The sequence below is a fragment of the Tepidibacillus sp. HK-1 genome, assembly GCF_001748485.2.
In the GTDB taxonomy this organism is placed as follows: Bacteria; Bacillota; Bacilli; order Tepidibacillales; family Tepidibacillaceae; genus Tepidibacillus_B; species Tepidibacillus_B infernus.
In genome coordinates, this window is record NZ_BDGM02000035.1 from 1 (window position 1) to 14,192 (window position 14,192).

The window sequence follows — 14,192 nt, forward strand, 5'->3', positions numbered from 1 at the left end:
GACTGTTAGTATAATCATAAATAGAGCATGGAACAGGCTCGATAGCTAAGTAAATTTCGTACCGTTAGGTGCGATTACCTTAGAAGCCCCCACCTCTAAGCGAAGCGTAGGTGGCGGGTAGTTCACTGGATGGTGCAGTAAGAATAGTACAAGAATGGTTTCAGAAAAAACTAAAGGTTACTCCAGGCATCATAGCAGAGTTACATACATTTGGTGCAAGAATGAATTTTAATCCACATGCTACAATTTCATTCCGTTTGAAATATATAAAAAGGACCGGGATACGCCCGGTTTTTCTTATTTCCAAGGTCCTTCCTGATGTCCGACTCATTCTTTTCAGCCTTCCCAAATCTCTTTTTTCCATACTGGTACAATTTGTTTTAAACGTTCAATGGCTAATTTACCTACACGATGTGACATCGGAATCTTTGACTCGGGCCACTTTTCTTTTATTTCCTCTGCAATTTCCTGCATTTTTTTAGAGCCATTACCAGGTAGGACTCATATTCGAGGTATGATGGGATCGTTTTTTAATTGACGTATCAGGTCTTTTATGGTATGTATTCTTTCTAAAATTCGAACCATTAAAGCATAAATTTTCGCTTCTATTTTATCAGTTAGCAAGCAAAAAATCACTTTTTAACATGTTTCATCCGTAAGCCTCTATTTATTTTCAATAAGTTTGAGGAAATGATTATATTAAAACAGCCCTATGATTATTTTAAATAATTAGATTATAAAATAAATTATAAAAATTTAAACTTGATTTTATTTTCAGAATAATATAATATTTAGATAAATTCTTATGAATACGTATTCAAGGATAGATACTTATTCATAATATTTTTTAAATGAAATTTGAATACGTATTCAAAAAAGGTGATCTAAGTTGGCTTCTTCAAAAGATGTAGCAAAATTAGCAGGTGTATCGCAATCAACAGTCTCAAGAGTCATTAACGGTTCCAATAATGTACGAAAAGAGACTGTTCAAAAAGTAATGAAGGCAATGAAAGAACTGAATTTTAGACCAAATAACATTGCAAGGAGTCTAGTTAAAAATAAAACCAATACCTTAGCATTAATATCAGGACACCTACATAATCCCTTTTTTGTAGAAACTACTACAACAATAGTAAATAAGGCTTCCGAAAAAGGGTACAATACTTTGGTTTATTTTGAAAATCAAGGAAACAACATGCATATTTATCAAACGGTATTTAGTCATAAGGTTGATGGGATCATTCTATCATCTATCTTTATTGATGATCCGGTCTATTATGAATTGGAACAATTGGGTATTCCTTTTGTTATGTTTAACCGCAGACATCGCCAGGGTGGCAATTTTGTTGAGATAGATAATTACAAAGCAGCAACTATCGCTACCCAACATTTGGTCTCACATGGACATAAAAAAATTGCTTATATAGGTGGCCCTGTATATACATCTACTTTTCTAGGGAGACAAAATGGTTATATTGATACACTTAAGAAAAATGACATTTTAGTAGATTCTAATTTGATAAAAGTAACTGATACCAGCGAAGAAGATGTAATTAAAGCTATCGATGAATTAATGGCTATTGAGTTTAATCGTCCTACTGCTATTTTAGCATCAACGGACTCTTTAGCTATCTTCAGTATCAATCATCTTATACGTTCAGGTTTTAAAATCCCGGAAGACTTAAGTATCTGTGGAATCGATAATATTCAAATATCCTCACACCAATCAATGCAGCTTACTTCAGTAGGAGTTACATCAAACAAGAATATGGGAGAGATTGCAATTAGACAATTGATAAAACTTGTTGAATCTAAAGAAAAGGAATCTCTTCCGATGCAAATTACACTTGATCCAAAGCTAATTGTTCGTAGAACAACTGCTAGAATTACTTGAAAAAAATTATCGTTTTCTTAATCTGTGATAACTGAAGTCGGCTACTTCGCCAGTTTCAACGAGTTTTACCTCTCACTTTAGAACAAAGTTGCACTAGCAATTTTGTTCTAAAAATGCATACGTATTCAAAAAGGGGTTTTTAATTAAATTATATTGAAATTAAACGCAATTAAAATGAAAAATATACAGCGTTTAGCTGTTTCTTACTATTTGAATACGTATTCAAATAATAGCAGTAAATTTTAAGCAAAATATCTTTTTTACAAATGTTCATGAATACGTATTCAGAATTATCTATTAACTACTTAAAATTAATATATTTATTAACTTTTTCGTAAAGTTTTTGAAATAATCTACTTTATCAGGTATGAATGTGTATCTAAATACTATAAAGCTATTGCAGCCTGAATAGGGTTGGCTGCTGATTTTATTAAGGGGGTGCTGTATACATAAAAATTTTCTTAATTAAAAGAATGCTGTACAGGTTTGACTTAGTTACGCAAATTAGTAAAGTAGGTGGGGGGAGTAAAAAATGAAATTTTTTAGATTAATGTTAATTACTGTGTTAATCCTATCGATCGGACTAACAGGCTGTGGAAAAAAAGAAGTTACAACAAGTACATCATCTGATGCTCCAAAAACAATAAAAATTGGAACAATCTTACCTTTAACAGGGGATGCAGCTCCCTTAGGTAAATTAGGTAAAGAAGCACGTGAAATGGCTGTAGAAGAAATAAATGCAGCCGGTGGTATCAAAGCTTTAGGTGGAGCAAAATTGGAATTAGTATTTGGTGATTCAGAGGGTAAACCTCAGGTTGGTGTTAGTGAAGCTGAACGTCTAATTACTCAAGAAAAAGTTGTTATGTTAAATGGTTCATATCAAAGTGGTGTAACTCTACCAGCTTCAGAAGTGGCAGAGCGTTACAAAATGGTCTGGTTAGCACCAGTACCATCGGATCCAGTGATTACTCAACGAGGATTTAAATATGTTTTCCGTATGGCTGACACATCTGCTATGCGTGTAGCATCGCAAATTCAGTTCATGCAGTATATTAAGCAAGAATATGGTGTTGATTTGAAAACTGCAGCTTTAGTATATGAAAACACAGCATGGGGTCAAGGTGTTGCTAAAGAGTGGAAGAATCAATTGCCTGGTGCTGGATTTGAAATTGTAATCGATGAACCATATGATAAGTCAGCAGCTGATTTAACCCCTGTTGTTACTAAAGTTAAAAATGCAAATCCTGATGTTGTTCTTCTAGTTTCCTATGTAAGTGACGCTACATTATTAGCTAATGGTTTCCATGAACAAAAGGTTCAACCAAAATTATTTATAGGTACCAGCGGTGGTTATGCAGACCCAGAGTATATTCGTAACACGGGTAAAGCCACACTTGGATTCTTTGATATTTCTGCTTGGGAACAAGATGTAAGCCGTCCATTTTCAAAAGAAATTAATGATAAGTTTGTTAAGAGATATGGCTATCCAATGAATGGTGAAGCTGTTAAAGCATACACTGCGATGTATGTAATTGCAGATGCTCTTGAAAGAGCAGGTTCAACTGATTCAGAGAAATTAAGAGATGCTTTTGCTGCAACAGACATGACAGAAGGACCAGTTCAAATGTATACAAAACATATCCATTTTGATGAAACTCAAACCCTTCCAGACCCAGCCCTAGTTATGGTTCAATTCCAAGAAGTAGATGGAAAGGTTGAGCGTGTGACAGTTTGGCCTCAAGATGCAGCAAGAAAGAAAGCAGATGGAACAACTTACGAAATTATCTTTAATAAGTAATTGAAAACAAATTAATAAGATAGCAACCCAACCCATTTGGGTTGCTATCACTTTAATAAAAACTAAACTTGCTAAATTTGGGGGTATATCCATGCTTACAGCAATTGTACAAGGTTTATTAATGGGCTCTGTGTATGGATTAATAGCCCTGGGATTAACGCTGATTTTTGGTATCATGAGAGTTATTAATTTTGCACATGGTGCTTTATTAATGATATCAATGTATATATCATACTTCAGTGTTACCATTCTCGGGCTTCATCCTTATATATCGCTAATTATTGTAGCACCTGTTATATTTATACTTGGTTTTTTAATCAACCATTATTTGATAGCTCCTGTCTTAGCTAAAGAAGCAGATGTACGAGAACCGGTTTCTGCACTGCTATTAACAGCTGGACTAATGATTTTATTAGAAAATTTAATGCTTTCAATCGGCGGAACAGATTATAAAACTATAAAAGTTAGTTTTGGAGCTTCGTTAGAATTTGCTGACGTTATTATTCCAATGGATCGATTATATGCATTTTTCCTGGCATTTATCTCTTCCGGACTTTTTTATTGGTTTCTGATGAAGACAGAGATAGGGCGGGCTATTCGGGCATTAGGTCAAGATCGAAATGCGGCTAAATTAATGGGAATTAATTCTAAGAAGATATTTAGTATCGCCTTTGGAGTGGGAATGGTTTTACTTGGAGTTGCAGGGGTTGCCATATTACCTTTTTATTCACTGCACCCAATTCTGATAAATAAAGTTTTTGGTACTTTGGCTTTCGTTGTTGTTGTACTTGGAGGGATGGGAAGTATACCTGGTGCTATAATAGGTGGGTTAATTATCGGGGTTGTGCAATCTGTTTCTACCTTATATGTTTCAAATACGATGGCACAGGTAATTGTGTTTGCTTTCTTTTTAATTTTTCTGTTTATTCGCCCGTCAGGTATCTTTGGTTTCAAGTATGACAGTTAATTAGTGTAATATTTGACATAGATAATTACTCACTAAAAGATACTGGATGGGAGTTGAAAGAATGAAAAAAGCACTAACTCTGCTGGTTTTGGGAATTTTGTTAGTAATTCCTCTTTTTATAACAAACCCATATACTCTGCATAGTTTTATCATGATTTTGCTATTTGCTTACTTGGCTTCGGCATGGAACATAGTAGGCGGTTATGCCGGACAATTATCCTTGGGTCATGCCTCATTTTTAGCGATAGGAGCATATACATCAACACTTTTCTATACTTACCTTAATTTAACCCCATGGATAGGATTGATTGTTGGCGGGATTTTTGCTGCATTGATTGCTGTTTTGATAGGGATACCGTCATTCCGTTTAAAGGGAGCCTATTATTCACTTGCTACTTTAGCATTTGCTGAAGGATTCAGAAGGCTTTTGGAAAGCGTTCATACTGTAAAAGGAATTAATTTCGGAGGTGCAGAAGGAATTGCTGTTCCTTTAAAGATGGATGCGGCGTTTGTTGATTTCCAGTTCCTATCTAAAGTTCCATACTATTACATTATCCTTTTCTTTTTAATTGCAATCAGTACAATTATCTGGTGGATTGAAAATTCTAAATTAGGCTATTATCTAACAGCCATACGTGAAGATGAAGAAGCAGCCAAGGCTTTAGGAATAAATACAAGAAATGTTAAGTTATATGCTGCAGGTCTTAGTGCCTTCTTTACAGCAATCGGGGGCAGCTTTTTTGCTCAATTAGTCAGATATTTGGAACCACACAGTATTGCCGGTTTTGATTTATCAGCCCAAATGGTCTTTTTGGCAATCATAGGAGGCATGTCAACGGTTTATGGACCAACATTTGGCGCATTCCTATTAGTGGCTCTTGGTGAATATTTGCGTGCTAGTTTTAGCGATATAATCCCAGGATTACATCTAATTATTTACGGTTTAGCAGTAATTTTGGTTATCTTGTATTATCCTAAAGGAGTATTTGTGGCCATTCGTGATAAGTTTGCAAAATCTTCAACAGGAAAAAAGCTTAATTTAATGGATTACATTCCTTTTTCACGAAGGAGGAAAACCGATGGAACTACTTAAAATCTCTAACTTAAATAAGAACTTCGGCGGTCTCACTGTTACAAAAGATCTAACAATGCATATCAATAAAGGACAAATTTTTGGTATTATCGGTCCTAACGGCGCAGGAAAATCTTCACTTTTTAATCAAATATCAGGCTATATTAAACCTGATTCAGGTTCAATTTTCTACAAGGGCGAAGATATAACCGGCTTACCTCCGCATGTTTTAAGCAAAAAAGGAATTGGTCGTACTTTTCAGATCGTGAAGCCTTTTAAATCAGAAACTGTCCTTTATAATGTGACAGTTGGAGCATTTAATATAACAAATAATCGTAAAGAAGCAATACAACGGGCAGAAGAAGTATTAAAATTGGTTGGTTTATACCACAAAAAGGATGTATTAGCGAAAAATCTGACTATTGTTGATTTGAAACGTTTGGAAATTGCCAAAGCAATGGCTACTAATCCTGATTTATTACTTCTTGATGAGGTGCTTGCCGGACTCACACCAAGTGAAGTTGATGAGGCTACCAAACTTATCGAAAAAATCCGCGATAATGGCGTTACCATTTTGATGATAGAGCATGTTATGCAGGCGGTAATGGCTTTGTGTGAAAGAGTTGTCGTTATCTCTTACGGCATTCCTATTGCAGAAGGAACTCCCGAAGAAGTAACAAAAAATCCTGAAGTAATAACAGCTTATTTGGGGGCTGATGAAGATGAGTAGTTTGTTAACTGTTAATAATTTGGATGTTCATTACGATGGAATGACAGCTTTAAAAGATATATCATTAGACATAAAACCTGGTGAAATTGTCAGCATTTTAGGTTCCAATGGTGCAGGTAAAAGTACTTTAATTAACGTAATATCAGGAATTAAAGGGAAAACTTCAGGTGCTGTTACTTTTGAGGGTCAAGAAGTGACCAATGTACCTGATTATGAAAGGGTTAAGTTAGGGATTGTACAAGTTCCTGAAGGTAGAAGACTTTTTCCGGCAATGACCGTTGAGGAAAATTTGATTTTAGGCTCATTTAATCCAAGGGCAAGAAAGGAAAGAGAGCAGACATTAACTGAGGTCTATGAATTACTGCCAAGATTAAAAGAAAGAAGAAAACAGGAAGCAAAAACACTAAGTGGCGGAGAACAACAAATGGTAGCCATTGGTCGTGCTTTAATGGCAAAACCTAAATTACTGCTGCTTGACGAACCTTCTTTAGGATTATCTCCGCTGTTAGTAAAAACCTTATTTAAATTAATAAAAGACATTAATGAAAAAGGTATAACTATAATACTCAGCGAACAGAACGTAAAACAGACTTTAAAAATTGTAGATCGAAGTTATGTTTTAGAAAACGGACATATAGTTATGGAAGGTCGAGGTCAGGATTTATTAAATGATGAACATATTAAAAAAGCGTTTTTGGGTATGTAGAAACCATTAGAACGAAAGGTAGGAGTGTTTCTTATGTATAATTTTGTTTCTCCTTTAACAATTATATCCGGTGCCGGAAGCTTAGCCAAACTTCCAGAACAAATAAATAGATTTAATGCAAAGAAAGTAATGATTTTTGCAGACCCGGGTGTGATCCAGGTGGGAATAGTTAAAAAAGTTGAAGATGTATTAGTAGGTGCAGGCATTACTTATGATTTGTACAGTGAGATAATACCAGAACCTCCAGTACATATAGCAGACCAAGCAGTTAGTGCTTTAAAAAATAGTGATGCTGATATGGTAATCGGAATTGGGGGAGGAAGTTCTTTAGATATTACCAAGGCTGTAGCTGTTTTAAGCAAACACGAAGGTACAGTAGCAGATTACCTAAACTTAACGGGAACGAAAAAATTAAGTAATAAAGGTCTTCCAAAAATATTAATTCCAACTACATCGGGAACTGGATCAGAAGTAACTGATATTGCTGTATTTTCTTTAGAGTCTTCAAAAGATGTAATTACAAATAACTATTTGCTGGCTGATGTCGCGATTGTTGATCCAGAATTAACATACACACTTCCACCTAGAATTACAGCGGCTACAGGAGTTGATGCTTTAACCCATGCTGTAGAAGCTCTTATTTCTGTTAACGCTTCACCTTTAACAGATGCTTTAGCATTGGATGCTATTAGACGTATTAGTCAAAATATCCGTACAGGTGTATGGCATGGCTCTAATGTAAAAGCACGCAGTGAATTATCCTGGGGAAGCTTAATCGCAGGCTTAAGCTTTTATAATGCCGGAGTATCAGGTGTCCATGCATTAGCTTATCCGTTAGGCGGACTATTTAAACTATCCCATGGGGATTCTAATGCTGTACTATTACCCTATGTATTTGATTTTGTCTGGCCATCATGCATAGAAAAAATGGTGCTCATGGCAGATGCATTAGGAGTAAATAGAGCAGGTTTATCTAACCGTGAAGCTGCAATTGCTGCGGTTAAAGCGTTGTATGATATTGTTAAGGATGTAGGAATACCAACTAATTTGCAGGAATTTGATATAAAAGAAGAGTATATTGAAAAATTATCGCAGGATGCGTTAAAACAAAAGCGTTTACTAGCTAGAAGCCCAAAACCTTTCACAATTGATGATATAAGAAAGGTTTATACAGCAGCTTATAATGGGAAATTAAATCTGTTATAATAAAATTTTTTCAGAAAATTATAACATCTCTTCTAAAAAAATGATAATCTTATATTTAGAATTTCATAAAAATCTAGGGAGGGATAAAAGAGTGAAAATAATACGTATTAATATGAAAGATTTAACCGTAAGCGAAGACCAATCTTTAAAATACGACGGATTAGGAGGAAGAGCCTTAACATCAAAAGTAATACATGACGAAGTCCCTCCTACATGTCACCCGCTGGGACCATTTAACAAATTAGTCTTTGCTAACGGAGTTTTAACAGGTTCTGGAGCATCCAGTGCAGACCGCTATTCGATAGGTGCCAAAAGCCCGCTAACTGGAGGCATCAAAGAAAGTAATGCAGGAGGTATTTCCGGTCTAAAACTTGGAAAATTGGGAATCAGTAGTCTGATCTTTGAAGGAGTTCGTGACGATTTTAAAATTATTCATATCTCTAAAGAGAGCATCACCTTTGATGATGCAACACCCATTTTAGGCAAAGAATTAAGTGAAGCAGCCGATTGGTTGAGAGATAGATACGGAAAACATATTGCCGTCTGGTTAATTGGAGTAGCAGGAGAACAGAAAATGAACCTTGCTGCCATAGCAGGTCAGGATAAAGAAGGCTTACCAACCAGATTTAATGGCCGGGGAGGGCTTGGAGCAGTTGCAGGTTCAAAGGGGATAAAAGCAATAGTATTAGATGATGCCGGAGTTGAAAAGAACAAACCAAAGGACAGAGAAAAATTCAGAGAAGCAATGAAGACTTATCATAAATGGTTAATGGAGACACCGGGAACAGCAAAAGTATTCCCAGAGCTTGGAACAGCAGGACTGGTAAAAACAACAAACGCCTTGGGAGCCCTGCCGACAAGGAATTTCTCAACAGGTTCATTTGAACTCTATGAAAACATAACAGGAGAAAAACTAAGAGAAACAATACTAGAGCGTGGCGGCGAAGGAAATCCGACACATGCCTGTATGCCGGGTTGTATAATTCGCTGTTCCAACGTCTATGTAAACAAAGCAGGTAAACTGGTAACATCACCACTAGAATACGAGAATATCGGTTTATTAGGATCAAACCTTGGTATAGGAGACCTCGATGCAATAGCAGAACTAAACAGATTATGTAACGAATACGGAGTGGATACCATCGAAACAGGAGCAGCAATAGGCGTACTAATGTCACAGGGAGTACTATCCTTTGGTGACGTAGAAGGAGCACTAAACGCAGTAAAAGAAATTAAAGCAGGAAGTCCTTTAGGGAGAATCATTGGCGGGGGAGCAGAGATAGTCGGTAAATTGTACGGAGCATACAGAGTTCCAACAGTAAAAGGGCAATCAATGCCAGCCTATGACCCAAGAGCAATCAAAGGACTTGGTGTCACATATGCAACATCACCAATGGGTGCTGACCATACAGCAGGGCAAACAATAAGGGCACAAATTGACCATCATTCTGCAGAAGGTCAAGTAAAAGCATCAAAGGACGCCCAGGAAACAGTTACAATCTTTGATTCCTTAGGAATGTGCTACTTCAGTGGAGGAGCAATTCAAGGCCGCTTTGATCTAATTGCAGATTTAATTTCTGCTTATATCGGGCAGAAGGTTACAGCTGAATACTTAAAAGAAACAGCCTTAGAGACATTAAAGCTTGAGCATCAATTCAACAGAAGGGCAGGATTCACCAAAGCTCACGATCGATTACCAGAGTACTTCTATACAGAAATGAATGAAGCAAGCAAAACAGTATTCGATGTGCCTCAAGAAGAGTTAGAATTAATAGGAGTCGAAGGGAATGGTCGTTAAGATTATCTCAAATATTCCTTATTTACAGCAATTAAATGGAGAACATCGAGTAGTAGAGAAAACCACAGTTAAAGCTTTTTTAGAATCCTTAGGTATTAAATGGGATGAAGATGCTTTGGTTGTATTAAACGGTAAGATTAGCACCGGTCAAGAAAAATTAAAAGAAAATGATAGAATTCAATTGCTAATTCCGCTTGCAGGTGGATAAAAAACAAATCAAAATTCTTATAATCAATAAAAACCGCTGATTCTTCAACGGTTTTTTATTCCTATTGGAAGGGGAACTAGAATCTGTTACGAATAGGTTTAGAAAGTAAAGAAATGGATAGCAAAGATTGGGAAGAAGCCACAGAGGTATTTGAACAGGTTAGATTTAGTCGTTCATCTATTGCAGGAGTATGGCAATTCGGACGATCTGGAGGAAATTAATAACAAAAATCCAAGCTTGACGCCTTTATTCTAATTTTGTTAGAATAGGCACAATATAAGACGACTAGTGCTAGGATGGACAACCCATCCTAGTTATTTTTGTATAGGCTAAGAGATAATTTATTTATTTAATGGAGGTCCTATATGGAAAAGCCAAATGATATGATTATTGTTTTAGACTTTGGTGGCCAATATAATCAACTGATTGCGCGAAGAGTAAGAGATTTAGGGGTGTATAGCGAACTAATTCCTTTTGATACACCAGCAGATCAAATTAAATCTATGAACCCTAAAGGAATTATTTTCTCAGGTGGACCTGCAAGTGTCTATGTAGAAAATGCACCTATCGTTGATCCCAAAATATATCAACTAGGGATCCCGATTTTAGGAATTTGCTATGGAATGCAATTAATGACCCACCAATTAGAGGGGAAAGTTGAACGAGCTAATGTTCGTGAATATGGAAAAGCAAATATTCAAATTAAGACAGATTCTTTGTTATATAAGGAATTAGATAAAACCCAACAAGTTTGGATGAGCCATTCAGATTTAGTTATTGAGCCGCCAAAAGGATTCCAAGTTGATGCAAGTACTGAACATGCTCCTATTGCTGCAATGAGTCATCCAGAAAAGCATTATTATGCAGTACAATTTCACCCAGAAGTACAGCATTCGCTTTATGGAATGGATATGTTAAAGAATTTTCTGTTTGATGTATGTAAAGTAGAAAAGAATTGGTCAATGGAAACTTTTATTGAAGACAAACTTCATGAAATTAGAGAAATTGTTGGAGATAAAAAAGTATTATGTGCCTTAAGTGGCGGGGTAGATTCTTCTGTCGTAGCTGTCCTTATTCACCGAGCTATCGGAGATCAATTAACTTGTATGTTTGTAGATCATGGACTGCTTCGGAAAGGGGAAGCAGAAAGTGTCATGGAAGTCTTTGGTGAGAAATTTAATATGAATGTGATTAAAATCGATGCAAAAGATCGTTTCCTTACTAAGTTACAAGGTATCAGTAACCCTGAACAAAAACGTAAAATCATTGGGAATGAATTCATTCGAGTATTTGAAGAAGAGTCAAACAAACTGGGAAAATTTGATTTCTTAGCCCAAGGGACTCTATATACTGATATCATTGAAAGTGGAACAAAAACTGCGCAAACGATTAAGTCCCATCATAATGTAGGTGGATTGCCTGAAGACATTCGTTTTGAGTTAATTGAGCCATTAAATACATTATTCAAAGATGAGGTTAGAAAAGTTGGAACCGAATTAGGAATACCTGATGAAATTGTGTGGCGCCAACCCTTCCCAGGGCCTGGTTTAGCGATTCGAGTATTAGGGGAAGTAACTGAGGAAAAGCTGCAGATTGTGCGGGATTCAGACCAAATCTTGCGGGATGAAATAAAAGCAGCTCATTTAGATCGTGAAATATGGCAGTATTTCACTGTATTACCTGATATAAAAAGTGTTGGTGTGATGGGGGATGTAAGAACCTACGCCTACACCGTAGGTATACGTGCTGTCACCTCCATCGATGGGATGACTGCTGATTGGGCAAGAATCCCTTTTGAAGTTCTAGAGAAAATATCTAATCGAATCGTTAATGAAGTAGATGGAGTCAATCGTATTGTTTTAGATATCACCTCAAAACCACCTTCAACGATCGAATGGGAATAATTGAGTTATTTTACGAACAATTTATACTTTTTATAAAAAAATGTTCGTTTTTTATCTTGACAATCAAACAAGCTCTTGGTACACTTACTATTGAAAGAACAACATATAATTCAATCATATCTGTTCTTCGTATATGTCTGAGGATAAGGCTCAGATGTCTCTACCGAGCGACCGTAAATTGCTTGACTACGAAGGGATCAGACCTGTTACAAATCTTATGATTTTTATTGCGCTTAAGATTTGAACTGTTTAGACCCTTCTATGCCTAGGTAGAGATCTTCTATCTAGGTTTTTTCATTTTTAAACAAATAGTAAATGAGGAGGAGAAATTGATGGAACAAACAGCAAAACTATCCCAAAAAAATAATTCAGAGCTAGTCTCTGGCATCGATCGTTTTTTTGGTTTAAGTGAAAGAAATACCACGGTTCGTACAGAGTTATTAGCTGGAATCACTACCTTTCTAACAATGGCTTATATTTTAATTGTTAATCCATTTTTCCTTGGACAATTAGGTGGAATGGATATGGGAGCTGTGTTTGTTGCTACTGCTGTATCAGCTGCAATTGGTAGTTTATTAATGGGACTATTAGCTAACTACCCAATCGCTTTAGCTCCAGGGATGGGTTTAAATGCATATTTTACATTTACGGTTGTATTAGGGATGAAAGTACCATGGCAAACTGCTTTAGCAGCCGTCTTTATTTCAGGTGCTATTTTCTTTATTTTAACTCTTACAAAAATTAGAGAAGCCATTATCAATGCAATCCCATCTGGTTTAAAACACGCTGTATCAGCTGGTATTGGGTTGTTCATCGCTTTTATTGGATTAAAAAATGCGGGTATCATTGCTGCAGATCCGGAAGGAACATTTGTAAAACTTTCTACAGAGCTTGGTAGACCGGATATATTACTTACTTTTTTTGGAATCATCGTTACCTTATTTTTCTTGGTTAAAAAAGTAAAAGGCGGAATTTTTTATGGTATGATTTTAACCGCTATTGCTGGTTGGTTATTTGGTATCGTTCAAACTCCTACAGGTGTTTTTGCTGCACCACCTAGTATTGAACCTACTTTTATGCATCTTGATTTTAAAGGTGCTTTAAACATGGGATTATTAACGATTATCTTTTCCTTCTTGTTTGTAGATTTCTTTGATACTGCAGGGACATTAGTTGGCGTGGCCAATCAAGCAGGACTCATGAAAGATAATAAATTACCTAAAGCAAGCCGTGCACTCACAGCTGACTCGATTGCTACGATGGTAGGTGCAATGTTTGGTACATCTACTGTAACCTCATACATTGAGTCATCAGCAGGTGTTGCAGCTGGTGGTCGTACTGGTTTAACCGCAATTTTTACATCAATCATGTTTTTAGTTGCACTTTTCTTTTATCCATTGATTCAAGCTGTTGCGAGTGTTGCAGCAATTACATCTCCTGCGTTAATTATCGTGGGAATATTAATGGTGTCTAGCTTGAAGGAAATTGACTGGAAAGGACTTGATGAAGCTGTTCCTGCTTTCTTTACTATGTTAATGATGCCTTTAACTTTTAGTATCGCAACTGGAATTAGCCTTGGATTTGTCGTTTATCCATTAGTGAAAGTATTTGCTGGTAAAGCCAAAGAAGTTCATCCAATCATGTATGTTTTAGGAGCATTATTCGTATTAAGATTTATCTTCCTATAAGAAATGAAATAGTAGTTCTTTTTATGATCAAAATATTAAAATTGATTGACTATATAGAGGTTATTGGTTGTCGAAACTAATAATCTCTATTTTTTAGTGCGCCACGCATGGCGATTAACTAGACGGTGAAAGTCCGTTATGGGGGTATGTAGCAACCAACCATTAGCCTAAGGCAAGGGTGTCCATCGTGAGGTGGAATCTGAAGGAAGCCGGCGGCAAAG

General features: G+C 36.2%; 12 protein-coding genes and 1 riboswitch. Of the genes, 11 read left to right on the forward strand and 1 reads right to left on the reverse strand.

The annotated features are described in order from the left end of the window. Positions 1 to 336 precede the first annotated feature (336 nt). A complete protein-coding gene (locus BEN26_RS13155; RefSeq protein WP_181482300.1) occupies positions 337 to 474 on the reverse strand; it encodes a molybdenum cofactor biosynthesis protein MoaE in 138 nt (45 codons plus the stop codon). Positions 475 to 889: 415 nt separating this feature from the next. On the opposite strand from BEN26_RS13155, the gene BEN26_RS13160 reads away from it, so the two are divergent. The 11 genes from BEN26_RS13160 (at position 890) to BEN26_RS13210 (ending at position 13,971) form a co-directional block, all read left to right on the forward strand. Then, positions 890 to 1,894, forward strand: coding sequence for a LacI family DNA-binding transcriptional regulator (locus BEN26_RS13160; RefSeq protein WP_069799909.1), 1,005 nt, complete (start codon positions 890 to 892; stop codon positions 1,892 to 1,894). A gap of 532 nt (positions 1,895 to 2,426) precedes the next feature. Further along, on the forward strand, positions 2,427 to 3,692 hold the full coding sequence (locus BEN26_RS13165; protein ID WP_069799911.1) for an ABC transporter substrate-binding protein: 1,266 nt from the start codon (positions 2,427 to 2,429) through the stop codon (positions 3,690 to 3,692). 91 nt (positions 3,693 to 3,783) lie between these two features. After that, entirely contained in the window at positions 3,784 to 4,659 is an 876-nt protein-coding gene (locus tag BEN26_RS13170; RefSeq protein WP_069799913.1) for a branched-chain amino acid ABC transporter permease, read from the forward strand. Positions 4,660 to 4,720: 61 nt separating this feature from the next. Further along, on the forward strand, positions 4,721 to 5,752 hold the full coding sequence (locus BEN26_RS13175) for a branched-chain amino acid ABC transporter permease (RefSeq protein WP_069799915.1): 1,032 nt from the start codon (positions 4,721 to 4,723) through the stop codon (positions 5,750 to 5,752). Further along, a complete protein-coding gene (locus tag BEN26_RS13180; RefSeq protein ID WP_069799917.1) occupies positions 5,739 to 6,461 on the forward strand; it encodes an ABC transporter ATP-binding protein in 723 nt (240 codons plus the stop codon). Before BEN26_RS13175 ends, BEN26_RS13180 begins: the two co-directional genes overlap by 14 nt. Continuing rightward, entirely contained in the window at positions 6,454 to 7,167 is a 714-nt protein-coding gene (locus BEN26_RS13185; protein ID WP_181482301.1) for an ABC transporter ATP-binding protein, read from the forward strand. The genes BEN26_RS13180 and BEN26_RS13185 overlap by 8 nt, the downstream gene beginning before the upstream one ends. Before the next feature lie 33 nt (positions 7,168 to 7,200). Next, positions 7,201 to 8,373 (forward strand): iron-containing alcohol dehydrogenase, encoded by a 1,173-nt coding sequence (locus tag BEN26_RS13190; RefSeq protein WP_069799919.1) that lies wholly within the window; start codon positions 7,201 to 7,203, stop codon positions 8,371 to 8,373. Between the two features lie 91 nt (positions 8,374 to 8,464). Beyond that, on the forward strand, positions 8,465 to 10,171 hold the full coding sequence (locus BEN26_RS13195) for an aldehyde ferredoxin oxidoreductase C-terminal domain-containing protein (RefSeq protein WP_220126441.1): 1,707 nt from the start codon (positions 8,465 to 8,467) through the stop codon (positions 10,169 to 10,171). Further along, positions 10,161 to 10,379, forward strand: coding sequence for a MoaD/ThiS family protein (locus tag BEN26_RS13200; RefSeq protein ID WP_069799923.1), 219 nt, complete (start codon positions 10,161 to 10,163; stop codon positions 10,377 to 10,379). The genes BEN26_RS13195 and BEN26_RS13200 overlap by 11 nt, the downstream gene beginning before the upstream one ends. A gap of 365 nt (positions 10,380 to 10,744) precedes the next feature. Then, positions 10,745 to 12,283, forward strand: coding sequence for a glutamine-hydrolyzing GMP synthase (guaA, locus tag BEN26_RS13205; RefSeq protein ID WP_069799925.1), 1,539 nt, complete (start codon positions 10,745 to 10,747; stop codon positions 12,281 to 12,283). Between the two features lie 107 nt (positions 12,284 to 12,390). Beyond that, positions 12,391 to 12,492, forward strand: a riboswitch (purine riboswitch). A gap of 177 nt (positions 12,493 to 12,669) precedes the next feature. Further along, on the forward strand, positions 12,670 to 13,971 hold the full coding sequence (locus BEN26_RS13210; protein WP_084818850.1) for an NCS2 family permease: 1,302 nt from the start codon (positions 12,670 to 12,672) through the stop codon (positions 13,969 to 13,971). Positions 13,972 to 14,192 lie beyond the last annotated feature (221 nt).